This window comes from Aciduricibacillus chroicocephali, from assembly GCF_030762805.1.
GTDB lineage: Bacteria > Bacillota > Bacilli > Bacillales > Amphibacillaceae > Aciduricibacillus > Aciduricibacillus chroicocephali.
Genome location: NZ_CP129113.1, coordinates 705,670 through 731,647, shown reverse-complemented (window position 1 = coordinate 731,647; position 25,978 = coordinate 705,670). Strand labels below are relative to the sequence as shown.

At 36.8% G+C, this 25,978-nt stretch carries 26 protein-coding genes and 3 pseudogenes; 3 read left to right on the top strand and 26 right to left on the bottom strand.

The features are described from left to right. Nucleotides 1-43: 43 nt before the first annotated feature. From QR721_RS03775 to QR721_RS03675, 21 genes and pseudogenes are all read right to left on the bottom strand, one after another. Nucleotides 44-904, bottom strand: coding sequence for a hypothetical protein (locus QR721_RS03775; RefSeq protein ID WP_348029143.1), 861 nt, complete (start codon nt 902-904; stop codon nt 44-46). A 122-nt stretch (nt 905-1,026) separates the two neighbouring features. Beyond that, complete coding sequence (locus QR721_RS03770; RefSeq protein WP_348029142.1) at nt 1,027-1,227, bottom strand: hypothetical protein; 201 nt, start codon at nt 1,225-1,227, stop codon at nt 1,027-1,029. A gap of 536 nt (nt 1,228-1,763) precedes the next feature. Beyond that, entirely contained in the window at nt 1,764-2,093 is a 330-nt protein-coding gene (locus QR721_RS03765) for a hypothetical protein (protein ID WP_348029141.1), read from the bottom strand. A gap of 153 nt (nt 2,094-2,246) precedes the next feature. Further along, nucleotides 2,247-2,945 (bottom strand): acylneuraminate cytidylyltransferase family protein, encoded by a 699-nt coding sequence (locus QR721_RS03760; RefSeq protein WP_348029140.1) that lies wholly within the window; start codon nt 2,943-2,945, stop codon nt 2,247-2,249. Between the two features lie 11 nt (nt 2,946-2,956). Next, on the bottom strand, nt 2,957-4,090 hold the full coding sequence (gene neuC, locus QR721_RS03755) for a UDP-N-acetylglucosamine 2-epimerase (RefSeq protein WP_348029139.1): 1,134 nt from the start codon (nt 4,088-4,090) through the stop codon (nt 2,957-2,959). 15 nt (nt 4,091-4,105) lie between these two features. Next, complete coding sequence (locus QR721_RS03750) at nt 4,106-5,152, bottom strand: N-acetylneuraminate synthase family protein (RefSeq protein WP_348029138.1); 1,047 nt, start codon at nt 5,150-5,152, stop codon at nt 4,106-4,108. Nucleotides 5,153-5,460: 308 nt separating this feature from the next. After that, a complete protein-coding gene (locus tag QR721_RS03745; RefSeq protein ID WP_348029137.1) occupies nt 5,461-6,147 on the bottom strand; it encodes a class I SAM-dependent methyltransferase in 687 nt (228 codons plus the stop codon). A 101-nt stretch (nt 6,148-6,248) separates the two neighbouring features. Then, entirely contained in the window at nt 6,249-8,291 is a 2,043-nt protein-coding gene (locus QR721_RS03740; RefSeq protein WP_348029136.1) for a sulfatase-like hydrolase/transferase, read from the bottom strand. A 49-nt stretch (nt 8,292-8,340) separates the two neighbouring features. Further along, nucleotides 8,341-9,285 carry a Gfo/Idh/MocA family oxidoreductase gene (locus QR721_RS03735; protein WP_348029135.1) on the bottom strand — a complete coding sequence of 315 codons (945 nt, stop codon included), beginning with the start codon at nt 9,283-9,285 and terminating at the stop codon, nt 8,341-8,343. Further along, the gene (locus QR721_RS03730) at nt 9,285-10,238 is read right to left on the bottom strand and encodes a Gfo/Idh/MocA family oxidoreductase (protein ID WP_348029134.1); all 954 of its coding nucleotides are present in this window, start codon (nt 10,236-10,238) and stop codon (nt 9,285-9,287) included. The genes QR721_RS03735 and QR721_RS03730 overlap by 1 nt, the downstream gene beginning before the upstream one ends. A gap of 64 nt (nt 10,239-10,302) precedes the next feature. Next, complete coding sequence (locus QR721_RS03725; RefSeq protein WP_348029133.1) at nt 10,303-12,147, bottom strand: motility associated factor glycosyltransferase family protein; 1,845 nt, start codon at nt 12,145-12,147, stop codon at nt 10,303-10,305. After that, nucleotides 12,137-12,745 (bottom strand): DUF8042 domain-containing protein, encoded by a 609-nt coding sequence (locus tag QR721_RS03720; RefSeq protein WP_348029132.1) that lies wholly within the window; start codon nt 12,743-12,745, stop codon nt 12,137-12,139. The genes QR721_RS03725 and QR721_RS03720 overlap by 11 nt, the downstream gene beginning before the upstream one ends. A gap of 621 nt (nt 12,746-13,366) precedes the next feature. Further along, nucleotides 13,367-13,483: pseudogene (locus QR721_RS03715) on the bottom strand (flagellin); the annotation flags it as partial. Between the two features lie 377 nt (nt 13,484-13,860). Then, nucleotides 13,861-14,445 (bottom strand): annotated as a pseudogene (locus QR721_RS03710) (flagellin N-terminal helical domain-containing protein); the annotation flags it as partial. Between the two features lie 285 nt (nt 14,446-14,730). After that, nucleotides 14,731-14,937: pseudogene (locus QR721_RS03705) on the bottom strand (flagellin N-terminal helical domain-containing protein); the annotation flags it as partial. Between the two features lie 363 nt (nt 14,938-15,300). After that, complete coding sequence (locus tag QR721_RS03700; protein WP_348029131.1) at nt 15,301-15,723, bottom strand: GGDEF domain-containing protein; 423 nt, start codon at nt 15,721-15,723, stop codon at nt 15,301-15,303. Then, nucleotides 15,717-15,965: a hypothetical protein gene (locus QR721_RS03695; RefSeq protein WP_348029130.1), complete on the bottom strand. Its 249-nt coding sequence runs from the start codon at nt 15,963-15,965 to the stop codon at nt 15,717-15,719. The genes QR721_RS03700 and QR721_RS03695 overlap by 7 nt, the downstream gene beginning before the upstream one ends. Before the next feature lie 50 nt (nt 15,966-16,015). Continuing rightward, nucleotides 16,016-16,537, bottom strand: a complete 522-nt coding sequence (locus QR721_RS03690; protein WP_348029129.1) for a PAS domain-containing protein — start codon at nt 16,535-16,537, stop codon at nt 16,016-16,018. A gap of 179 nt (nt 16,538-16,716) precedes the next feature. Continuing rightward, complete coding sequence (locus QR721_RS03685; RefSeq protein WP_348029128.1) at nt 16,717-16,983, bottom strand: hypothetical protein; 267 nt, start codon at nt 16,981-16,983, stop codon at nt 16,717-16,719. A gap of 157 nt (nt 16,984-17,140) precedes the next feature. Next, nucleotides 17,141-17,686, bottom strand: coding sequence for a histidine phosphatase family protein (locus tag QR721_RS03680; RefSeq protein WP_348029127.1), 546 nt, complete (start codon nt 17,684-17,686; stop codon nt 17,141-17,143). 370 nt (nt 17,687-18,056) lie between these two features. Beyond that, nucleotides 18,057-18,530 (bottom strand): CotY/CotZ family spore coat protein, encoded by a 474-nt coding sequence (locus tag QR721_RS03675; RefSeq protein WP_348029126.1) that lies wholly within the window; start codon nt 18,528-18,530, stop codon nt 18,057-18,059. 149 nt (nt 18,531-18,679) lie between these two features. On the opposite strand from QR721_RS03675, the gene QR721_RS03670 reads away from it, so the two are divergent. Then, on the top strand, nt 18,680-19,279 hold the full coding sequence (locus QR721_RS03670; RefSeq protein ID WP_348029125.1) for a hypothetical protein: 600 nt from the start codon (nt 18,680-18,682) through the stop codon (nt 19,277-19,279). A gap of 417 nt (nt 19,280-19,696) precedes the next feature. On the opposite strand, the gene QR721_RS03665 is transcribed toward QR721_RS03670, so the two are convergent. The 5 genes from QR721_RS03665 to QR721_RS03645 all read right to left on the bottom strand — a co-directional run bounded on the left by QR721_RS03665 (nt 19,697) and on the right by QR721_RS03645 (nt 24,977). Further along, nucleotides 19,697-20,989 carry a glycosyltransferase gene (locus tag QR721_RS03665; protein WP_348029124.1) on the bottom strand — a complete coding sequence of 431 codons (1,293 nt, stop codon included), beginning with the start codon at nt 20,987-20,989 and terminating at the stop codon, nt 19,697-19,699. Between the two features lie 112 nt (nt 20,990-21,101). Beyond that, complete coding sequence (locus QR721_RS03660) at nt 21,102-21,770, bottom strand: protein kinase domain-containing protein (protein WP_348029123.1); 669 nt, start codon at nt 21,768-21,770, stop codon at nt 21,102-21,104. 26 nt (nt 21,771-21,796) lie between these two features. Next, on the bottom strand, nt 21,797-22,471 hold the full coding sequence (locus QR721_RS03655) for a galactosyltransferase-related protein (protein ID WP_348029122.1): 675 nt from the start codon (nt 22,469-22,471) through the stop codon (nt 21,797-21,799). A gap of 52 nt (nt 22,472-22,523) precedes the next feature. After that, on the bottom strand, nt 22,524-23,372 hold the full coding sequence (locus QR721_RS03650; protein WP_348029121.1) for a DUF7164 domain-containing protein: 849 nt from the start codon (nt 23,370-23,372) through the stop codon (nt 22,524-22,526). A 438-nt stretch (nt 23,373-23,810) separates the two neighbouring features. Next, nucleotides 23,811-24,977 (bottom strand): hypothetical protein, encoded by a 1,167-nt coding sequence (locus tag QR721_RS03645; RefSeq protein WP_348029120.1) that lies wholly within the window; start codon nt 24,975-24,977, stop codon nt 23,811-23,813. A 49-nt stretch (nt 24,978-25,026) separates the two neighbouring features. Here QR721_RS03645 and QR721_RS03640 point away from each other — a divergent pair, with 49 nt between their 5' ends. Next, on the top strand, nt 25,027-25,368 hold the full coding sequence (locus QR721_RS03640; protein ID WP_348029119.1) for a hypothetical protein: 342 nt from the start codon (nt 25,027-25,029) through the stop codon (nt 25,366-25,368). A gap of 19 nt (nt 25,369-25,387) precedes the next feature. Further along, the gene (locus tag QR721_RS03635) at nt 25,388-25,819 is read left to right on the top strand and encodes a hypothetical protein (RefSeq protein WP_348029118.1); all 432 of its coding nucleotides are present in this window, start codon (nt 25,388-25,390) and stop codon (nt 25,817-25,819) included. Nucleotides 25,820-25,978: the final 159 nt, after the last annotated feature.

Here is a 25,978-nt window from a genome sequence, read left to right as displayed (position 1 = left end):
TTCATTAACTTAATACTACTTGCAAGAATATCTATTTACTTAGTCATTCATTTATATTAAATTTTTGAAATACATCATCTATGTCTTTATAATCCATTGTTTTATAAAATTCTTTTAAGTATTTTAATTTAATTGTATAGATTTTCTTTAAAGAAAGCTTGCAAGTAGTAAATATTCTCCATTTCACTTTTTTTCTTTTTTCACTGCAGACTCGGAAGTTTAACATAACAAATACTAATTCATACTCTGCATAGATTGCAAATAAATAGGCCAGTGGCAAAAATAATATTGATAAAACCAATGGAAGGCTGAATGTAATCATCAAATCTATTTGATTAAATCCATGATAATGTTGATACGCATTTTTTAGTGCAAAACAAATAATTGAAAATCCTAAAAAAATCTGGACATACGAGAGAAGTTTTTCTGCATGTTTATAAGATTGATTGCTTGAAGCAACATGTATAAGTAACAGCAATACGGTTGCAAAAGCAATTAAAATCAATTCGGCAGTAATGTTAAACGTAAAAGTATTAACAAAAAATTCTATTAGTACAAACACTTTTATATTGTCTATAACAACATTTCGGAAAAAAAACTGGTCTCTTTTCTGAATTGCATTCATACAAATAGGAAATCCAATTAGCAACACCCATATGATAATATCCTTCAAAAACTGCCATTCCCATATAGGTAACATAGACAGCATTTTCACACAAGAAATAGCATAAATTAATGTAATGGTAAAAAATAAAATAATATACTTATTCATTAAAGCCTTTATTACATCATGCATAGACTTTCTGATATCTTTATACTTCATTGCCATAATTAGTATAATAATTAGAGTGATAGCCATCCATATGCCTAAAGCTATTTCTCTAGTAGAGAATAAACTTATCATTTATAATTCTCCCAATAAAAGAATGAATACTTATATACGTCTGAAATATTTTTGTTCTAATCCTCATTTAATCTTCCTGCTATCTAGTATTATTATTAATTTTTCAAAGGGTGATAGGAAGTTCATTGTTGAGTATTTCGGATTGTATGGAAGTGAACGTTTTTCAGGGTATACAGAGCAGGCTGACCAAAAGAAGGAATTTCACCGAGGATTGTGTGAATCCAATCGGGAATATAAGTCTCTCCGGATGCCTCATTTACGAAGAGTTCCTTGTCTCTCCTTACAGTCCCTTCAGAAAAATACTCAAGCAGCATATTATGCACGAGCATTTCTTCCTTTAAATCACAAATCTACCCAGCACGCCAAACGGGCAAGCCAAGTTCTTGAGGCTTCAAATTATCATCAGTAAAGGATTCAATAACCCATAGATAACATTTGCCTTCATAATACCTATCTAGCACACTGACGAAACGCGGATAATATTTGCGAAAACAACTTCTTGTAACCTCATATAAATTCTCTCTATTAATCCCATGCAGACCGCAGAAAGCCCGCAAAGCAGCAACCCGATTCTCTTGATTGTCCCAATAACCATCTGGCACCCGATTAAAGTCCAAAAGCGTATATCTGTCTGGACATGCTTTACTTCACTCCAGTACCCTTGCATCCTTGTAGACTGCGCGGAATTGAAATGTTCTGGATGCAGATCCATTATAAACTGGGCCGGAGACTGTCCATAATTACTGAGTACCTGGGCAAATCCATAATCCTGTAAAAGCCGTTGGGTTACCTTCAAAGGAACTTCTTCAAAGTCTAATCCCTCTACTTGAAGCACCACATTAAACTGCTCCCGTAACATCTATTTATCATTCCAATAGCGCTGAAGTACTTTCCTAAATTGCTCAGCTTTAAATCTGCCAGGATAAAGCGCCTCCATTAACTGGAAAGGAGAATCGCCATGCCGTTTGAAAGCATTCGATAGCCGCCACTTAATCAACCGTTCACAAGTAATATGCTTCGGTATTTCTGCAAAATCGATACCATTTTCTATAAGCTTCTGTTCAAAATCAGCCTTAATATTATGAACATCTGCCCAGTACTCATTTCTTACACGTTGGAAATCAAATTCCTCATAAGTATCCGGATATACAAAATGGAGAAGCTTCTTGATCGATTTGAATCGATTCAAAGCTCCCCACAATTTTTGGTCTCTTATTGTTTTCCTAGTGATTTTCGGTATCTCGCCCGCAGATAGCTTTAGCTTTGATATTTATTTTGCATTAAAATCACCTAATTTAATTATAACACAAACAGGAATATATGTTCTTATAAAATAATAAATTTAAAGTTTTTCGGCTAGGATTAAATCTAGCAACTTTAAATCTCTATACGAATCGATATCCAAATCATATTTAGAATTCATAAAATAAGGCACTTTATTGTCATTTAAACTCAAATCCTGATTAAACGAATTGTCAATTTTATTTATATAAATAGCACCATTTACTTTATATACCTTTAAGAAATCTTGTCGTCTAACGGTACTGTTTACACCTAATAAGTTTGATAGTTTATCGTTCCCATTAACTTTTCTCATTAAGATAGGATGCTCACTTACTGGAGAAACACTAACAATATTATCGTAACCACCATCACACATTTTTACTATCGCCTCATCGATATGAAAGCTTTTTCTCAAAGGCTGGGTTGGCTGTAAAAGAACTAGAAAATCATAGCTCTCTCCACATTTTTTTAATTCATTAACTGCATGGATCAGAACATCTATTGTCTTTGCAGTATCTGTTGCTAAATAAGCAGGTCTGATAAATGGCACTTCCGCCCCCGCGTTAATGGCGCATGCTTTTATATTGTCATCATCTGTCGAAACGATTACCTGATCAAGGTATTTAGATTCTTTAGCCGCATCTATCGTATACTCAATTAACGGCTTCCCCTGTACATTAACAATATTTTTACCCGGTATTCCTTTGCTACCACCTCTGGCAGGAATTACTGCTAAAAATGTATTTTTTTTGTACATTTCATGTCACCCTAATTTATAACATCTATGAAGTTTTTCTGAATTTCAAGATTCCATATTGCTTTTTCCTCAAGAACATTCATAAATCGCTTATCACTGTTACCTTCTCCGTAACCTTTTGTAGGAACCCCATTGTATAGCATAGCTTGCTTTATTTTATCTAAAATATCTTCCTCTTCTTCAACCGCATGGAAGATGTTAGAGGAGGTATTATTGTTATAACGGTTCTTTTGTCTATTGCCGACATCAATAGCTGGGATTCCGTACACACCTGTCTCTCTTATACCTGCACTTGAATTCCCAATTATAAAGTCACTATTTTTTAACAAAGTTAAAAAATATTCAAATCGAATTGAGGGAAATACTTTAAAATGCTTATCTTTCTCCAAGCGTTTATACTCTTCCAATATAAATTCGCTTCCTGGATCATTATTAGGATAGACAACTACATAGTTATAATTCGACTTTTTCACAGAATTAATTAAAGTTTCAACATGTCGTTTCATTTTTTCGTTCTGTGTAGTCACCGGATGATACATTAAGAGTGCATAGTTATCAAATGCAATTTCATACCTCTTTTTAACTATCTCCAAGTCTGGAAGTTCATCAGATAACATAATGTCAATATCGGGTGAACCAATGACAAATATGTCATTGGTCCGTTCTCCCATCTGAATTACACGTGTTTTGGCTGCTTCATTGCTCACAAAATGGAGGTGAGAGAATTTAGTAATTGCGTGTCTAATTGACTCATCAATTGTTCCCGAAATCTCTCCTCCTTCAATATGAGCAACTTTAATATTGTTAAATGCACCGACTATTGCACCAGCTAGCGCTTCAAGACGATCACCATGCACAACAATCAGATCTGGATTCAATTCTTTTACGTAGTTACCGAACCCCATAATTGTGTTACTTAAAGTGGTATCCATATCCGAACCTTGATATTGGTTAATGAACTTATAAAGATTCTGAAACCCATCTTTTTCAATTTCACTCCATGTGGATCCGTATCTCGAAAGCATGTGCATACCAGTTACAAAAATATGCAATTCAAATCGAGGGCTTGAGTCTACTTTTTTCATTAAAGATTTGATTTTCCCATAATCAGCTCTGGTTCCACTCAAGAATACTATTTTTTTCATATTAACCACCAACTATTAGTCAGCAAGATCGCTCCACTTTAAATGCTCATCCTGCAGTATATCTTTAATAACTTTTCTTCCCAGCAGCCCCTTATACGATTCTGCCTTAATTTCTCCAGTACCCGGTCGCTTCACCCAAATATTTTCTTCTGTCAGGATATCTCCTTTTGATAAAGCTACAGTTGTAACTACTGTAGCAAATGCAAAGTCAATTGTAACCTGTTCTTCCTTCGCAGCCTCTTTCTTACCGCCTCTCATTTGAGCAATCTCTGCACTTCCCTTAATTAGTCCTTTTAATTCTTCAGGCCCCATGGACACCTCAATATCTGGCCCTTGTCGATCAAAAGAATCAGTAAAATGTCGCTCAAGAATAGAGGCGCCGAGAGCAGTGGCTGCAAGTGCGGCATTATTATTAAGCGTATGATCAGAGAGCCCAATTACAGCATTAGGAAAAGCATTTTGTAACTCTTGCATACCGCCTAGTCTTACCAAATGAGGTGGTGTTGGATAAATATTTGTGCAATGAAGCAACGCATACTGTACTTGATGCTTTTCAAGAATTTCTACAGTTTTACGTACGCTATTAATATCATTCATGCCTGTAGACACAATCATAGGTTTTCCAAACGAAGCTATATGTTCAATTAATGGATAATTATTGCACTCTCCAGAACCTATCTTATAAGCTACTACATTCATTTTTTCAAGTCGATCAGCCGCTTCCCTAGAAAAAGGGGTGCTTAAAAAGATCATGCCCTTGCTTTCGACATAATTCTTAAGAGTAATTTCATCTTGTTCGTTTAAAGCACATCGTTCCATTACTTCATATATTGATACATCTGTATTTCCAGGGATAACTCTCTTAGCAGCTTTGCTCATCTCATCTTTAATGATATGAGTTTGATGTTTTATAACCTCAGCACCAGCTTCATAAGCTGCGTCTACCATTTCTTTGGCTACAGTGACGCTGCCTTCGTGATTAATACCTATTTCAGCAACAATTAATGGAGGAAAATTAATACCTGTTTTCCTATCTCCAATAACGATTTGATTATTCCTCATTTAACCCACCCTCAATAAATTTTTATGGAAAACAATTATAAAACTTACTTTTTGGATTTCCCCTTGGCAAATCACATAATTAAGCACAGTAATTTTAGTAATAAACAAAAGGGAGTACGAAGACTTTATTAAATTCGGAATAACCTTCTAATTTTTTATCGACTCAAGTCTTCTCCAAGATTCTATTAAATCATTCATAAAAAACATGAAGATTAAACAATTTTCACTACTAAAAATTTTATCACTGCATTGTAGATTTTCGTCCGCACATAATAGTACAATCCAATTTAGATTACTCTATAAGTATTTTATAACTTTCTAGCAATAATCCTTGCTAAGAATGGATCTTCATCTTTGTAAACAGAAAGCCCAGTACCCTTAGTAAAATAGAGTTCTTCAAAACCATACTGACTTTTCAAATCATTCATTAAGTCCTCTGCTTTAATAAACCTTCTATAATGATTGTCGTAAATTTTTGATTTCCCCTTATCTTCAATAGTTCGAAACTCTGCTGCTATAAGGCTTCCAGAAGGTAAGTGGGTACTTAATATAGAAAAAAGTTCCTCCTCAGTATTTTTATCGATTGAATGTAGCAAAAATCTTAAATAGATAACAATGTTTTTTTTGTTATTATCTACAAATAACTCTTTCAAAAGTTCTTCTATAACTACACTTTCCTTTAGATCTAACTGTATAAATTCAATATCCAAGCAAAACTTTTCTTTTATCGCCTTTATACTAAGTAAGTTTTTCTTGATAGCCTCTTTCGAACGATCTAACCCGATTACCTTAAAACCACTCTTAGCAAACGATTGGGAGTCCCTTCCAGAACCACATCCTATATCGATAATCAAGGAATTTTTACTAACAAATCTTTTAGTGAATTTACAAAAGCTAGATTCCTCTAATGAAATTTCTGTTCCCGCATAATATGAATCCCAATAAGTAACATTATCGTTCTCTATCTCAAAATTGTTAAATAACAACTTTTCCATCAATAAATCTCCTCAACCCAATAAATTTTTCACCTTTATAAACACAAAAATAATGTATCTTGGCTTAATACTTTCAAAATAAAAGATATATTCATAACTTTTTACCACGTAATAAAATTCTTAATATGTTGATACACAACTCTTTCATAAAAATCTATAATCTCACTATGAATAGCTGAAACTTCCTCTCCTGTCTCCTTATCTAATAGACTGGATTTATAATTATCTATATTAAACGTTAAATCAAATTGTACATTTTCTTTGGAGGTAAAACGAAATATATACTTTTCATCTTCTATTCGCGCTTGATAAGTTTGATTTGGGTGTATTAATTGAGTTATAGCATACCTTCTTTCCTTAGTTCCACCTAAAGTCTTTGGTAAAATACCATCTATCTCTTCACTTACCTGTAGCCCAGTAGCTTTTAATATTATTGGCAAAAGATCCACTAACTCAATGATTTCATTTGATTTCCCATGTGGAATACCTTCCCCCTTTAACATCAAAGGAATTTTTGTTCTGCTTCCGTGCAGAATTTCATCAGTGTTTTCTAAAAATGTCTGACCATGATCTGAGTGCAAGAGGACAACTATATCTTTCATATCATAATTTTTATTAATGTAATCAAACAAGATACCTAGGAAAAAATCAACCCTTTTTATTTCTAAACCATATTTATAAACTTTTGATTCGTCATATCTTGTCTGAACTGATGTTATACCTTTTGTTTTAGTCCGTACTCGATAAGCCAAATCTGTTTGTGTTTCGGTTAATATATGGTTTTCAATTTCATCTGGAACATTATGAACGTCCATTATTGACATTGAAAGGAAATTGTTCTTATCCTTAAAACTTTCCAAGTGTTCTATTACTTCCATTATGGTATCTCTTACATCCATTCCCCCCATAAAATTCTGATATAAGATTCGATCAAACCCTTTGTAATAACCAAATGCTGGGTTAGTCCGCCAATTAGATGAAATCTTGGTAGTTAAATAGCCGGCTTCACTAAAGTATTCTGACATCAATTTATGGTTTTTTTCAAAGTTTTGGAAATTCAGTGCAGGGTGTAGTAATTTATGATTAGTTGGATACTTTCCTGTGTTAACACTAGCCTTACATGGCATAGTCCATTCACTAGTCCCAAAACAATTAGTAGAAATAAATCCTTCTTTAAAGAAACTAGAGGTGTTAGGCATTAATTCTGCTAATCCCTTTTCCTCTAAATATTTCATTGAAATGCCATCAATAAAAATTTGTAAAACTAGTTTTTTTGCAACTTTTTCTGAAACGTTCTGAATAGGTGTCCCAACAAATACATTTTTATTAGATTTGATAACTAGATTTCCCGGTTCATTTATTTTTATATAATGAATTTTATTATAAGATAAGAATGTTTCCTTAAATTTATATTCTTTATCGTTTATAAAAAACGTAACATTTGTTTGTGGCTCCATCAAAGAAAAAGGTATTACTGCTGGATACCTTAATTGGAGATTAATTTCACATCTATTTTCTTTTCCTTTTATTAATTCACTTTTAAAAAAGAACCTACTATTCGAATCTACACTAGATATATTCATTGATTTGTACATATTTATTAAATATTGGTTTTCTCCATCTTCTTTATAGACTGTTCTCATACAGTCTTCTCTATCAGCATTTAGGGGATACACACGATAATCCGTTTCTTCCAAAAGACGTTTTTTATTTTCATACTCCCCTAGTACCGACTTAAAAGTTTGCTCGCCTTTTTTTTTCGCATTTTTTAATATTTCTTCAATTAATTGAATACTATTTTTCCTTTGCTTATCGTCAACAGCATACTTCACAGCTAGTACCGCATGCTGTATAGAACTCTTAAAAGATTCTAACTCATTTAAAATAAAACATAGATTATATTGAATCTCGTAATTAAATGGATGTTTAACCAAACTTTTTTCTAGTATGTCTTTTGCTTCTAAAACATTTCCAATAAGGTATTCATATATCGCTTTTTGAGTGCATACGGTTGCATTATCAATATCGCCTAGCTCTGTAAGTATCTTTTTAGATAATTCAATATCACCTACGTTGAGTGCTTTTTCCAAACGTTTACTTAACTTTTTATAGTACTCATTTTTCTCTATTAAGTATCTACCCATATTCTTCTCTCCAATTAAAATTCTGTTATTACAATTCTGGTGGCGCGATTTAATTGCGCATCATCTTATAATATATTTTCATCATTTTAACAGCCTCATTTATTTGCAATAATCTTTTATCCATTTCTGACTTATATAGAAACGCTTGCACTTGACGATAAAGACCGGGCTTAAAATCATGATCTATGGCATCATCCAAGTCAACGTAATCAATGTCTAGGGACCCTTTCTTCTGAACTTGTAATTTCTCTAAGGGTCTAAAAATATACTTATTATCTTTGGTCAACAGTTCTAATTTCCAACTTCCCGGCGCTTCCCAATTAGCATGGTATGAAAAAGGTATATCTCCTTCTGTTACGCCACACCCTGTAAAAATAGATCCTTGTTTATGCCAGTCCAGTTCACCTTTAGCAAAGCTGCTAACGCGATTAGGCTTCCCTCCAAAGAAAAACGCCAAATCTAAAACATGAGTTGAATTTGCTATAAACCAATTCTCCAATTCGAAAGTTGGTTTATTAAGACCTGTTATAATGTGACTCCACTCAGTGAAGTCAAAAGTAAAAGATAACAGGCCCCCATCTGATTTAATTCGTTTCTCAGCTTGCAAAACAGAGGAATAGAACCTTCGATTATAAGCGATAAACACACTACTTTTTAACCTTTCAGCCTTCCAACAGACCCTAGTCAAACCATCCAAATCCATAGAACCGGGCTTTTCAACAAGGATGTTTTTGATGTTTTTATCCAATAGAAAAAGCGCGCTTTCACTAAGATTCTCTATATTAGTAGCTATAATTGCATGCGTAGGTACCGAAGGGATTGAAGTGTAGGCTTCTGCTATACCACCAGTTAATACTGGCACTCCCATTTCTTTGCTTAAATATTTTGCTCTTTCTTCACTCCTACCAACCACTGTAAAACAGACACCTAACGTCTTTAGTACCTTTATATATTGCTTGGCCATTTCTCCTGCACCTAGAAGTAGAACATGCATTAGGTTATCACTCCCTCACGTTCTCCTAAAAAATCGTTAATTGCTTTAAGTAAAGTCAAATGATGTCTCATTGATTCCTTAAAAGTGACCAATTTACAGTCATCTTCATTTTTTAACTGTTCGTAAATTGTATTCGTTAAGTGGCTTTGCATAAAAATATTAATTTCTTGGATTTTATTTTCGCCTGATTTCTTATTGTAAATATTAATTTTCTCATTAAATTCATCTATTTCTACTCTTTTATTAATAGACTCTATCTTTATTTTAAATTCCCCTTGGTTTTGATCATTAATAGAGCTGAGAGTTATCTTCCCTTTTGGTGTTCTCCCTTGTAAAGTGCCAGTCAATTCTATATAGCCAGGCCTTTTATTAAACTGGAGTTCATTATCCAAAAGCTCAGTGTTTAATTCTATATCACTCTCATTTGTTAAAAATAAATAAATATCTATAAAATGAATCGCATTGCTGGCTAGATTCCAATTTGCTCCCTCAACAGTCAAAACTATGTTTTTTTCATTTAAAAACAGTTTACGTACCTCATGATAAAAAGGCCAAGCTCTTCTCGTACAATTAACATAAGTTTTAGTATTAAGTTTTTCCAGAAGAATTTCAGCTTCTTTATATTCCCATACATGTGGGAACAAAAATTTTTCTAGCAAAAGATATTTAACCTGCGCATGACCTAACAGTTGCTTTAAAACTCCCAACCGCGGGATTGAAGAGGTTGCTATGATTACAAAATCTAACTCATTAGGAAGTCGAGAAATTTCTTGAAAGTAAAAAACGTTCTTATTATGCCTGAAATCTGTATCTAGAAATCTTTTATTAGCGATTTCCAATGATTTTTCACAGGGGTCAACAACGAAGATATTTAGACTTTTACACAATAAAGATATAGCCTGTAAATGTCTACTCCCCAGTTGTCCAGCACCTATAATTGCTATGTTTTCCACTATTACAATTAATGCCACCTTGTTTTAAGATTTATTGAAATATGATTAATACTTTTATGGATATTTATACGAATTTTATGTCCTTAAAAAGAATAGTAAGCTCATTTATTCCTTGCTGTAACTGTTCATGAAAATTAACAAGTAAAAGATGGAGCCTGTTTGCTTTAATAAGTACATCTCTCTCTCGATTTAACAACAATATTTCATTACTAAAATAATCGATGAAAATCCTTAGATAATAAGACAAAAATTCTTTATAGAAGAGATTATCGATCATTGAATTATATAATGTGTCAAACTGTTCTAACGCCTTTACTGCTTCCTGCTTACTATTTATCTTTTTTGCCAGAGCTAGCATCTTCTGAACTGCTCGAAAACTATCTATAATACTATCAAGGGAATTTCTACTATTATATAATTTTTTAAACTTAAGATTCACATGGGTTAACTCATACTTAAGACTTTCAGTCCACCAAGTTTCTTTTTTCACCTTTTTTACAAGCACTTCATTAATCACTTCTTCAATCGGACTAAAAGCAATCCCTTTTATGGCCGCTCCACCCTTTGTAGTATTGATAAATATCTTTTCTTTGTAATTATCCACGATGTTTTCAATACTACTCTTCATCACATTAAACAATTTCGTGGTCTTAATTTCGTTTCCATAGACATCCTGTACAGTAATAGCTTTTTCTAATTCAGCTTGGTCTACTTTGACGTCAACGTGTGCATATTCAATCCCTTTCGAATAGCGCCTTCCATACAAATATCCAAGATTCTGACCTGCAAAGATAATGGGGTTTGATCCAAGTTTGTTTAAAATATCAAATGTCATTACTGCGATAGATGGCGAATCCATTATAATATCGCACTCAATATTTAATTGGTCCCTTAGGAAGTATATGGATGTTCGGTCTTGTGTCGTTAAGAAGTGAGACTTAGGACCATGATAATTTTCTAATGTTTCATAACCAACACTAGAACCGAAAATCATAGGTATAGAGTTAATACCCATTTCGTTCATCTTTGTAAATACAAGCTGGTTCTTAACACTAGGATCATATGTAAACACAGCATCTGGCAATATATCATAAGACAGCAAACTATTGATTGCTGAACCTGCTGAAAATATATAAGCAAGACTATTATCCTTAATATAACGAATATGCTCGATATCCTCAGCCAACGAAGGACCTGCTGATACAATAATAGCTGGCTTATCTTTAAGTTGGCTATTATTAATACCATGCATGATATTGGGTGTGGATAGTACTTCGTTAAAGTTTCGGATGCTATTTACAATCCAGCGCTTTTGAAATGCTGCATTTGTATGAAGTTCAGATCTCCTATTTTGTACAGAATCCTTTATTTGTTTAAAAAATTTAATTTTCTTTACACCTGCTATATTTTCATAGCTTGGGAGAATAATAATATGAATACTGCGATTCTCAGTATGAAATTCCTGCAAATAATTCAAATTAGGCACATCTACCTGATCAACATATAAACCATTAAGCTTCTTACTAAACACTTCTCCTAATTTCCTCACCTTGGAAATGGTAAGAAAAACTTCTGGAAAAGGCTCATAGATGGAGTAAGTCAAATCAGGATACTGTCTGTTAAATGCTTCGATATGATAGCCCATCCCCATACCGAAAAACATAACATGCGTGTCTTTCTGTAAATGCTCAGCATGACTCTTAATAATACGATCAGCTTCTCTTACAGGATCATATATACTATGAACCATCATTGCTTTGCCATCGACTTGATATACTGCCGTTGGTAACCCTGATTTTGCTTGCTTAATTTCTATATGCTCTGTGTACAACTCATTCTCATTATTCAGGAAATATTTACGGACTTCCGGAAACTTTTCTCTTAACAATGTAATGTTCTCAATGAGCATCTTTGAAAAACTCCTTATCCTGCAAAGATTTCTTTAGGGAATTCTTCAGCTCTTCATAAGCTGGAGCAATTTCATATAAAAGAATGTCAGAAATTAAAACAGTATCTTCTGATACCACGCCTTCCATCAGCTGTTTAAAACTTAATTCACACTGAAAAATTGCCTTCTCCACTGCATTCCAATTATCCGGCTTTCGCTTCTGCTCATTCACAAATGAAGCAAACTGTAAAACCCACTGCATTCCCTCCGCCAATAGATTGATTCCATCCCAAGTTTCGCTATCAAAGGATTCAAAACTATTATCAACGAGTTCATTTAGAGCTGGAATTGCCCTATCCAGATACTCATGAATGGAATCCATTGTCTCATAAATCATTGATGCTGCTGATTTCGTAACAATCTCAATACGCATTATCTCTGATAATCTCTCATTAATAAAAGCTTCATGATTCTCATATACGTCTACACCATCTACTATTAGATGACTGAGTACTACATCTCTTTCAGCAATCAACTCATTCACTTGCTGAAAAACTTTAAGAAATACAGTATCATCTCTTGATAATTCCCTCTTGGTGTTTTTATAGACTAATAACATTTACTACACACCAGCTTTCTCACTCTCGATTAATTACTACTTATATCATCGGCTGCATTAGGAATCAGTTAAAGTTAAACCTACACAAAAATGGAGAGGTTATATTTGGTATATGGGTCCTACGTAGATTAGTTGAGTGTTTCGAGTAAATCCCACATAAAATATTCCCTGTTTTTGGTAATAAACATGCAGTGACTAAATGTTACCGTCAAGTAGAAACTAATACTCTTGGGTCAGGAAAACTTGGACATGAACAGAACTATTAAATTTGTATTCAAGATTGAATCCCTCTAATAGAACCATGCTGAGTTTACACTTGAATCCCGCCTAAGCTTATATCCTAGTAATTGAGAAATTTTAATTGGTACCTGGTACCAGGCTTGGCGGATACAAAAATAGCAGATAACATGGCCATTCCATATACTTACTTGCGAGATTGTTAAATCACTTTCCCCAAATTCTATCCAAATCAATCTTGTGTTCGATTACAACAAAGTCATACATGCGATACTTTGTATCGAAAACTTTATGACTACTTTTATAGTAGAAATACTTTTCAACTCTGTCACCTTAATTAGAAAGGAGACTCTAGCAAAGCTAGAGTCTCCTAAATGTTTAAAATTAACGAAGCAACTGTAGCACGCCTTGAGGCTGCTGGTTTGCTTGAGCAATCATAGATTGTGCCGCTTGAGAAAGGATGTTGTTCTTAGTGAAGTTCATCATTTCTTTCGCCATCGTGCGAACATTTGTTTTCACAAATGACCAGACTATATCTTCACCCTTCGAAGACTTGCTTCGGATCGGGGCCGGGCACTTCGGTTGCTGGAAGCTTTGCGGCTCTTCCAGTTCCCTACGGATTTCATCACCATGCTTGTGAAAGGTTAGGTGGTATATCCTAGTCGTTGAACCTTCACCAGGCTTTCGCCACAGGTGCTTGGCTGCTGATTGCCCAATCTCGTCTTTTTTCAAAGCCTTCACGTTTGCCGTTTCCAGCTGCGTTGTGGCAAGACAAACTATTAGGGTTTTCCAGCAATTCACCCGGTTGTAATCACTGACCGTTCCCAGTCAGGACGACTGTGACTGTCATTGCCAGTTTATGCGGCAACTAAGTCAAAATCTACGTCACGGATACGAGATTCAGCTGCAGTCAGGTTCTCTGCAGAAGTACCCAAGTTGTTGATAGTGTGCTCTAGGCGGTTTTGGTATGCACCAAGTTTAGATCGTTCAGCAGAAACCTTGTCAATGGCACTTTGAATTGTAGTAATTGCTGTTTCAGCACCTGTTTGAGAAGAAATACTAATTGCTGAAGTAGTCGTTACTGCGCCACTTCCAGATCCTGTAGTATTTTCTGTAGCAACTTTTAAAGCTACAGCCCCCATATCTTCAATATCAAGGGAAATTGTTTGACTTTGGTTAGCACCAATATGGAAAGTCAATGAAGATCCTGTTGCAGCCGCTCCACTTCCAGATCCAACAACTTTTCCATCAGCGTCTCCATTAATAAGTTTCTTAGTGTTGAATTCAGTATCAGTTGAAATACGAGTGATTTCTTCAGTTAACTGATTCAACTCTTTTTGCAATTCTTGGCGGTCTTTATCTGTATTGGTATCATTCGAAGACTGAACTGCAAGTTCGCGCATTCTTTGAAGGATTGCGTGTGTTTCGTTCAATGCACCTTCAGCAGTTTGGATAAGAGAAATCAATTTTGTTATCGCAATGGCTTTTAATCCACTGCTTCTTTATGTTTCCATAAAGTTCAGATCATATCTTCATCCACTTGGGATGCCCCGCGCTCGTGGGTAGGTTATTGGTTTTGAGTCCTCACTACCTGATCGTTACACCTTCCTGGCTACATCTTGCTCTCAATTCACCAGGCTTGGCTCGGTATTGCCCACCAGCCGCAACTGCTAAGCTTGGTTTGGGGTTCCACCGAATTCACGGAGTTTTCATCCAGACATTGCTGCCTGAAGCGGCATTTATTGTCTACCGTCTTGAGCGTTCTTAGACGCCATTTCCAAACCTTTGATTTGGCCGCGCATTTTCTCGGAAATTGCAAGACCTGCTGCATCATCTCCTGCACGGTTGATTTTAAGACCTGAAGAAAGTTTCTCCAAAGACTTCTGAACTGCTCCATTGTTTGCGCCCAACTGACGATGTGCGTTTAGTGCTGACATATTGTGATTGATAATCATGATCAATCTACCTCCGTGTATTTGTATTCGGGTCACATCCGTGTGTCCCGTGATTTATGTAACTCGGTCTTCCCGGTTACACTTATATTATCGTCAGCCATTTTGCTATGTTTAGCATATTTAGTAAAAAACTTTTAATTCTTTTTTTAGCTAAGTATTTTTATCAGCTGACTTGTTTTATATCGGGTAAGTAGATGAGATGTTAAATACTATTGAACTTTTCAACTTAAAGAAAGAACAGTAACATGAAAAACAGCTACACATTTTTTAAACAACATAAAAAGGCAGTAACCGCGGGGTTACATGCCTTTTTCTTAAACACTGTTGTGAGATACAGTCTAGATGTGTTGTTTGTGGGAACAGCTACAATGCCCTCCTCTTCACTCGATACATCGAATGATCCGCATTCTTAATGAGCGTAACCAAATCCTCCCCATCTTCAGGATACATACTAACACCTACACTATCTGTCACATGCAACAGATTTCCTCTAATTTCAAACAGCCTGCTAAATGCTTCCCTGATTTTCTCAACTTGCTCTTCCACTTGAACAAGCTGATTGTTTTCCAAAATTATAAGAAACTCATCCCCACCATAACGACATACAAAGCCCGCATCTTGAGCACATTTAAGTAATCGATCTGACACTTCTTGTAAAACTAGGTCTCCGGCTTCATGACCAAGACTGTCATTAATGTGCTTAAAATTATTCAGATCAATAAATAGCACAGCCACTTGATAATCATCAGACAGTTCCTGTAACAGAGACAATTTGTGATTCAGCATTCTCCGATTTGGCAAGTTCGTAAGTGATCATAATGTGCCTGGTGATGAATGACTTTTTCCAGTTCTTTTCGTTCAGAAATATCGTGGGCAATTGTTGATAGGAATTCCACTTTCTCATTTTGCGATTTATGTGCAACGATCATTTGAGATATAGGGATATAATTTCCTTCCTGATCAAGAAGTTCAGATTCACCTTTCCAGAATCCCTTCTCACCTATTGGGATACCCTCTGTTTTCACCAATTCAGCATTCCACAACAGATTTTCTCGGTTTTTATGTTTATCTCCCTCTTCTATCCCAAGAAGCTGACGGCCGCAGGGTTATAATAATAGTCCTGTCCCTCAATATGAAAAGTAGAAATGAATTCAGGATTTGCTTCAATAATATCGAGAAGACGCTGCTGTTTGCGCTCTTCCTGCTTTCTAAGGGTAATATCTCGATCTATTCCTCTATAACCGATACAATTCCCTTCCTCATCAAGTATAGGAGAGCCGCTCGTTTCGAGGATAACTTCCTGTCCATCTTTATGAAGGTTTCTATTCTCAAGGCTTTTAATCGGCAATTTATTTTCAACATGATGAACGAAAATCGGTCCAATTCGCTCTCCCTCTTCAGGTACCATCAAGTCAAATGGCGTTCTACCGATAATTTCATCCGGCTCATACCCAAGGATATCCTTAATTTGTGGACTAGCGTATGTGTAAATCCCATTCTGATCCACTTCCCAAATCCAGTCGCTTACATGTTCCACAAGCATCCGGTATCGTTCTCGATCGGCGATGACTTCTTCTAATGACTTTGTCTTATTATCCAAGCTTAACCATCCTAAAAGGGGAGAATTTTAGACATATTATACCAATTCCAATAGATTTACGATACATTTTATTACTATACGTATGCAAAAAGTCTGATTTAAAAATATCCAGCCAATAATACAAAAGCCTACCCCAAAGTTCCTTAATAAAGGAACCTTGAAGCAGGCTTTTATCCTAATTAGCGTCCCTGAGGGAATGTTTCGTTGCATTCCCATGATTCAACCATGCGTCTAGCATCTGCGTAACAATAGCCCATTCCCATCAAGTAAGACATAGCTGCGACCTCTCTCATAGCATGCATAACGGATGTATGTTGTGCCTCCATCAAACCGTGCCGTACAACTGGCTCAGTTTCCATTAGTACGCGATGCATTAATCCATGATGTCCATGATGACCGTGACTAACATTTTGATAACCGTAACCCGATGGCTCATTGTAATACATTAACTCACCTCATAGTTTTTTTGTTTACATGGGCATTGTATGCAAGATTCATTCCGGTATCACGGCGTTCGCCCACCTCTCCTCAAAGAGATAAAAAGCAAGGGCTCCGCTTTAGCAGAGCCCTTGCTTATATAAATATAATAATGAAATTAACTGATTACGATTTCCAAAGCCGTTCATACCGAACTTCTTCATCCGAGACTGTCAATACATACACATCAGGATTGCTTAAAGCTTTCCACTGATCAAATCCAATGCCCTCATCATACTGACGCAATAGCAACGTGGTCATCCCACCATGTGTTACAACAGCTGTGTTTTCAACATCTCCTGCTACAATATCATGAATGACACCAGCAATGCGCTCCGTCGCTTCTTTGCCGGATTCACCGCCGACATCCCTAATCTCCAAATCCTTAAATGAGTCTTTCATCCACTGCAGCCAATCTGGAACCGCATTCGGATCCAAAGTACGTTCGGCCAAGCGGCTGTCAATCTCTACTTCTATACTCTCGGCTTCCGCAAACGGTGCGATGGTCTGCTTTGCCCGCAAATAAGGACTAGAAATAATTCGTTCTATTTTTATATCCTTTAAAAAAGCAGCCAGTTCCTTCGCTTGTTCCTGCCCTGCTTCTGTTAATTCAGCTTCCGGATACTGCCCTTTTGCTTTGCAATGTCTAATGATGTAAATATTCTTCTCCACTTGTTTCACCTTCATTATGATTAATGAGTTTTTGTCCTAATAATTAGATTTGTCCTTTTTCAACGACAGCCCACTGGATGATCTCATATCAATTCCCTTATGAGAACATAACAATATGAACTATATGGAAAACTAGCCTAATTAAAAAGGGTTGTCCCTAAATTTCTTAGCTTATGTCATTAATTATAACATGTATTCCGTTGAGTACCTGAAGTCGTTAAGTGAATCCTATTTATCTGAATATATCAGCAACTATGTAACTTTAAGCAATTTTAATAGAAGATAGCGGAACACCAATTTCCAGCCCATTGCTGTAATCAAAAAAGGCGAGACTCTTCCTACTTCAGAAAAGTCTTGCCTACCCGTCTGTTTAGCATGATTTACTTTTAATAAAATCAGCTGATGTCAGTTTTACTGCACTGTAACAGTCCAACTTGATGAAAACACATTCTTTTGTTGGTACTACATAATCAACTCCACAAATACTTGATGATTCGATACATTCAGTGTCTGGATCAATGATTGTCTTGTTAGGCTTCATTAATCGCAATAACGCACAGTTTTCTTTGCAATCAACTTTTTCTACTGTAAAAAAAACTGTAGCGAAACAGTCTTTCTTTCCAATTTTCCCCCAAGTAAAAAACGGATGACCATATGGTGTCTGCAAAATAAAAGAAATCGGTTCTTTTTCTTGATCCGTTCCACGATTTATGGAACATGTACATGATTCCGTAGTGTCCATCTCACCCTTTCTTTTTCTTTGGGTTTCAAGAAGATTTTTGAGGACTTTGCAGATGCAATTTTCATGACAATCCTTATGCTCCCCCTCTTGTTTTTGACCCATTTACTTCCCCCCTCCAGCATAAGTGTCCTAATTCCAGCATATTGGCACTGTTGTACCGATGTGTTAGGCACTAGTTGACTATGGCGTTAAATGGTGAAATAGCGGATTTCTGTTCAATTGTCTTACATTGGTTGTGAAGCATACATAAGATGCAGCAAAGGGAAGTGAAAATATGTGTGATAAATGCGGACATGAGCATTGCCACTGTATTGGTCCACCAGGGAAGCGGGGTAAAAGAGGTATTCCCGGACCAGAAGGAAAACAAGGACCCTCTGGGCCTGCCGGGAAAACTGGACCTAGGGGACCTAAGGGAGAACAAGGATCACAAGGATCTAAAGGAGATAAAGGCGATCGTGGACCCCAGGGACCTCACGGCAAGACCGGGCCTAAAGGGCCTAAAGGCGACAAAGGCGATCGTGGACCCCAGGGACCACGGGGCAAGACCGGACCTCAAGGGCCTCAAGGTGAAAAAGGTGAACGTGGACCCCAGGGACCACGGGGCAAGACCGGACCTCAAGGGCCTCAAGGTGAAAAAGGTGAACCTGGACCTCAGGGACCGCATGGCAAGATCGGGCCTCAAGGTCCTAAAGGCGACAAAGGCGATCGTGGACCCCAGGGACCTCACGGCAAGTCTGGGCCTCAAGGTCCTAAAGGCGACAAAGGTGAAAAAGGTGAACCTGGACCTCAAGGGCCTAAGGGCGAACCAGGCCCTCCGGGATATCAAAAAGAATTATGCTGCTTCCATCTAATTGAACATTCGACTCAGCTTGTACCCCCAGCTGTCCAAGGCAGTACGTCTGTTTCAAACAAGATTACGGCTGACATTATAAAAGTCTGTAATGGGGTCGTAGTCATTTGCGGTTTATTAAGAAAGATCATTACGTACACTGCGGTTAAGGATGGAAATATCATTTCAAATTATGCAGTACATGATGAAGTCCCTTTCAACTGCCTGATCGATCGTCCTGATATTAGTGAAACGGATTTGTATAAGATTGAACAGTTAAAAATAGTTTGCGATGTTATAAGTGAAGAGGCGAACTTTGCCCAAAATGAACATACCGAGAATAAAGTCGCTTTTCGACATTTTTCAAAGGGGATCATAAAAGTTTGCATAAAAAAGAAAAAATAGAATAACACCCGCTCACAGGTGTTATTCTATTTTTTTATTCTTTTTTCAGTAATGGTTTTAGCTGATGGTGCCAAATCCACTGTGGTGTATAGCGCTGTCTTGCAATTGTCTTGGCATGAATCACCGGGTTTTCCTTCATTAAATTCACAATGATTCCCGCATGATCTTTTAAATACGCTTCCTCTGATGGATGGTAGTCTTCAAACGTATCAAAACCGAAGTTCCTTGCATCCCAGCACATGAAATGGGCATGTAACTTCTTTCCTAATTCTTCAAGTGCAGGAACCCGTTCGTTCAATACAATTATATTTCCTCTGCCAGCCGCTTCCAATACGGTTAATCCGAATGACTCTGAGAAGGATGGACATATGAATAGATTGGAAAGCTGAAACAGCTCAAGGACACTTTCTCTTGGAAAACCGTATTTATATGAATCGAGGTCTGAAGTGAAAAATATATCTTCATTCTCTAATCCATGCTCTTTACCCGTATGTCTTATAAATGTCTTATATCGGTCTGACTCAATATCTGCGCTTGGGAAATCGCAGTAAATAATTTGAACTGTCTTTTCATAATGCTTCTTAATCGCACCGCAAAGTGATGCCACTTTCTCAAATCGCTTACCCGTAGTTAACCTTCCAGGATATATGACTAATATATCTGGAGTAAATAAATTAACTTTCTCAGCTAATGCGAGTACGGCTTCTGAAGCATTACTTAACAGATCGAGACTATTATTAACAGCTCTGCAAGTCCCTTCAGGTGTGTCGTATTGCTCAGCAAGCGCTGAGATGCCTGATTGAGTCGGATATACATATGTCGTATTCGGCATTGGTGAGAAACGAGCAGAAAATGGCCAAGCTGTTTCTTTTGGTCGGCTGACAGGCGCTGAGTGAGTAAAAGCAATAAAAGGGAGTTGCGGCAATTTCTTTTGAGCCATTCTGACTGCAATATTATGAAGCAAATGCCATCCTTGGTAATGAATATCATGCATCACACAAACGTCCACATCTTTTAGTTTCTCAGTAAGATCTGCAGCTACCGTTTCGGCTTCATTAAAGAAAGTATCGTGAACTTCCCCCTTCGCTTCGGTATAATCATGCCAATGAATTTGTTTATCGTTTACTGAGTTTGCAACTTTTCGCCATTCAATCCGTTCATCAAGGAAAACTCCATATCTCTCATTCAGCGAACAATTTTCAGTTACAAGCATAATCGGTGTTACATCCTCGTCATCTAGCATCATTTTCAGTTGTTCAGCTACAACATTCACTATTGAATATGTGCTATCCAGGCCATTAAACATAGTCAGCAACGCAACTTTCATTTAGCAACCTCCATTAAACTTTTGAATCCAATCTTTTTAATATATGTTTTGTTTTGTAGAAATGACTTTCATAAAAAAGGAGACGGGTAATCAACCCGCCCCCTCGCTGTTTTTAACTAAAAGGTCTTAATGCATCAATAAATTCCTTTGTAGAATGATATTTATTTTCATCAGTCGGCTTAATTGCCTTTAGCAGTACAGACTCAAGCTCCTTATTCTCCAAATCTGCCCCTGTTAAGACTTTGGGCAACATGCCATTTAACATGACGAAACATACTTCTGCTGTATTGCGCAAATCTTTTAAAACCATTCCCTCATTCCGAATTTCCTTGGCACGATTAAAATCATAAACTTTCGTCAATTCAGGACGATACTCTTTCACCATAATATTCTTGGGCATGATGTCATTATGAATGTAACCAAGCTCATGTATAGAAGAAATTCCTGTCAAAATATTGATTGCGGTCTGAACAGCCTTTTTTTCATCCCACTGTTTAATTTTGTCATGAAATCCTGCTCCCAGCTTTTTTCCATCCAGGAGTTCCATAACGACATACCCATACTCATCTATCACAAAGAAATCATGAAATATTGGCAGGAATCCATTGCCCTTCCCCGCCTCTTTTAAAATGAAAGCTTCCTTTTCCCCATCATAAGCCCGTATTTTTTTGATTGCTACAGTTTGCTCTTTTAATGAATCAAATGCTTCATAAACGGTTCCGTAGTGTCCAATTCCGATTGGTTTAGGCTGCAAAGCATAATATTTAATTTGCTGTTCCAAGTTAGTCCCTCCCCAATATTTCTCTATCACTTCTCCCTTTTCCTGATTTCCTCCAGAACTGCTTCTTTATTTGAATATCTCTTCAATAATTCAATGTTTGCTTTATAATTCTCATCAGAGCTGTTATTCGCAGGATGCCAAAGATGATAAATCGTTCCTTCAAGTCTCTTATAATGGCCACAAAGATGGTTCAGTGACGACGCGAACGCATCATCCTCTCCTCCCCATCCGGTAAATCTTTCATCAAACCCACCAACAAGGTCAAAATTTTCACGTGTTACAATATTGATTCCTCCCCTTAGACGCGGTCCATGTGTTCGGGGGCGCGTATCAAGTTCAATAGAAACCGGCCATTGGGGTTCCGTTTGAATCAGCTCATCTGTACTACCTCTATGAACATTTAATACCTCATTGTATGGGATTACCCAAGGATGTTCTGCCAATGCTTCAATTGATTTTTCAATTAATTTAGGATTGTAAAATATATCTGCATCTGCAAGTACTAAATATTGACCCTTTGAAGATCTCACCGCTTCATTTATTGCCTTGGCTTTAGAAAATGGCTTCTCATTTGCAACTCCGATGCACAATTCCACTTCAGGCATAACATTTTCATAAAAACTTTTCACCCATCGAAAAAGCTTAGCTCTAATCTCATCATTCAAACTGATTGGAATGATGATAGATGTTTTATCCAACATTTGCATCACCCTTTATCCGCTCTTTAGCCAACAAATCGTTAACTTTGAAACCTTAATCAACCAAAATCATCCCTTTAGAATTTAAAGCATTATAAAGACAATATTCGTTAATTTTGTTCACATCCAAATTATCCATACTTAGATGGTCATAATTCCCAGCAGTGAATTGGAACTTTGAAAACATGTTATCTGTATGCCAGCAGTGAATATGGGGGTGCCCTTCTATAGAATCATCTGAAGCGCTTCCGACATCGAGTTTCGTTGGATCCACCTTAATTTGTCCTACAAGATGGTTGGCTGCGATTTCACAAGCGTACATTGTCGCAACACCTCGGTACCAACTCGGCCACTGTCCCTCACCTTCCTTAAATTCTTCTGTCAGGATATACGCAGTCAGTTCAGTTGCAAGTTTACACACCTCTCTAACTAATCTTGCATCGCCATAATGCGTTGACCCCAAATTATGCAGTCCCTTGTGAGTTAAATTAAATTTAGAGGAGATAAGTTTAATATTTTCCCTTGTTATTTCATCATTTACGTAACCGCCTCTTCCTACTGTATACAGTTCCGGATAATATGAATTCCATGAAGGTGTCAGAAAAACATCCGCATCCGTTCTTAAAATCAAATCATAGTCATTTAAAAAATCGGCTTGCTCACCTACTAGGCAACTAATGGAATTAATAAAACGGTAATCCAAAAATTCAGGAGGATCCGCAGCAATGTCATACTGAACCTTGATACAGTCTTCAGGAACTTTTCGAAGTGCCTCTTCTGTACCAAAAACAATTAAGTCCGTATCAGAAGACCCAATATGTTTAAAAGAAGCATATAAACAACCGAGTTGAAGAAGTAAATGCTTGTTGTCTTCAACAAATACAACAACAGCTCTCCGCAACATGCTACACATCCTTTATTATAATTTCTGCACAAACCTCAACTTTAGATTTATACGAGTCAATATTATTTTTATGTAAGGGAGCATTGAAGTGTATAGTTGGCCATCTATCGCTTTATGCCTTAACCACCAACAATCAAAATTGAAGGCCCAACATTTTTATTGTCCAGTCCAAAAATGAATTTCGATAATAGCATGTTAAGAAATGAAAAAAGGAGGATCACAAGAATAGGTTTTTCGTCCAATTCAAAAATTGGCAACGGTAATAATATGTTAAAGCGCATTAAAAAGGAGAGAGCAATAAATGGCATGTGATAATTCGGTATTCATTTCTTTTCCAAACAGTCAGCCAACTGACGGCTGGGAGTTCTCATACAATACGACTTCATCTGACCCAAGTATTAATCGCTTCTGTTATGATGTTCGGCGAGTCGGAAATCCTCAAGGATTAAGCCACTTTATTATCGGAATTAATGAAATAGGCTGCCCTGATTTTCTTAACTCACTAACAGACCAAAATATAACCTGTACACGTATAGGCCAAGGTGGGAATCCAAAGTGTACAATTATTCGAAGTCCAGGTACTAATGAGATTAGAGGTATTAAAATTGAAAGCTTGACTAATCCAAATACTACTTCAGCAACTGTCTGTATTACATTCAATGTTACCCGTCCACTTTTCCTAGATTGTGTACTGGTTAGCGCAAAGGCAGGTAATCCAACAATTATAGGGAACTCAATGATTCCTGGACCATCCTGTACTCCACCCATAACAACAAGTACTTCGACTAGTACTTCGACTTCGACCAGTACTTCAACTTCAACCAGCACTTCGACTTCGACCAGTACTTCGACTTCTACAAGCACTTCGACTTCGACCAGTACTTCAACTTCTACAAGCACTTCGACTTCGACCAGTACTTCGACTTCGACTAGTACTTCAACTTCGACTAGTACTTCGACTTCAACCAGCACTTCGACTTCAACTAGTACTTCAACTTCGACTAGTACTTCAACTTCGACTAGTACTTCGACTTCGACTAGTACTTCAACTTCTACAAGCACTTCGACTTCTACCAGTACTTCAACTTCTACAAGCACCTCGACTTCGACTAGTACTTCGACTTCTACCAGCACTTCGACTTCTACAAGTACTTCAACTTCTACAAGTACTTCAACTTCTACAAGCACTTCGACTTCTACAAGTACTTCAACTTCTACAAGTACTTCAACTTCTACAAGTACTTCGACTTCGACCAGTACTTCAACATCTACAAGTACTTCGACTTCGACTAGTACTTCGACTTCTACCAGCACTTCGACTTCTACCAGTACTTCAACATCTACAAGTACTTCGACTTCTACCAGTACTTCAACATCTACAAGTACTTCGACTTCGACCAGTACTTCAACATCTACAAGTACTTCAACATCTACAAGTACTTCAACATCTACAAGTACTTCAACATCTACAAGTACTTCGACTTCAACCAGTACTTCGACTTCAACCAGTACTTCAACATCGTCAAGTACTTCAACATCATCAACTACTACGCTATGCCCGAATCCAAACCCGCAATCTTGCTGCCAACATGTAGTCGAGTTCAAAACACAGATTGTCCCACCAGCATCATCTACTAAAATCGTAGAAACAAAAGTGTATTTTGCACAAGCTCCAGTTATTGAAGATGTTTGCCCTGAAAAAGTCATTGTATGTGGAAAGCTGACGAAGGAAATCGTTTATACAGCTGTTCTGGAAGATGGGACATTGAAGCAAAATACACTAATCGATGAACAAGCATTCCAGTGTGTCATCGACCGTGAGGATGCGAATGAGGGAGACGAATTTGAAGTAGTCGGTTACGATGTTCTCTGTGAAGGTAAACCAAAACTAATCAATAGAGGAAAACGCCCAGCACCTGGTGGATCCGGTACAGTTGATGTGTTCTGGAGACTAGTTGAGAAGGACATTATAAAAGTTTGTATTCGAAAGAAATAAACGAAAGGAGATATGAGCATTGTATAATTGTCCAACACCCAATCCGCAGTCCTGTTGCCAAAAGGTCATAGAGTTCAAGACTCAGCTCGTTCCACCTGCTCTTCCCGGGAGTGTTGTAACAAAATTAACATTTCCAAAACCCGTTATTGAAGATGTATGTCCAGAAAAAGTCATCGTATGCGGGAAGCTCATTAAAACCATAACGTATACAGCAGTCAAATCAGACGGTACCAAAGAAACGAAGACGATAACTGATGAACGTTCATTCCAATGCGTCATTGATCGTGAAGATGCAAATGAAGGAGATGAATTTGAAGTGGTTGGCTACTCCGTTCTATGTGAAGGAAAGCCAATATTAATGAATAAAGGAGTACGCCATAACAAAGATGTATTTTGGAGGCTAAAAGAAAAGGATATTGTAAAAATCTGTATCCGAAAGAAATGGAAATAACATTGCTGAACCATATAGAAATTAATTTTGGATAAAGCGCAATAAAATCATAATAAAAACTATATGAAAAAGACGGTTAACCACATCGGTTAACCGTCTTTCTTCAATTCGGACAATCGCACTAAGCCTCTAAAAAAAGAAGCAACCTCAAATATTCAT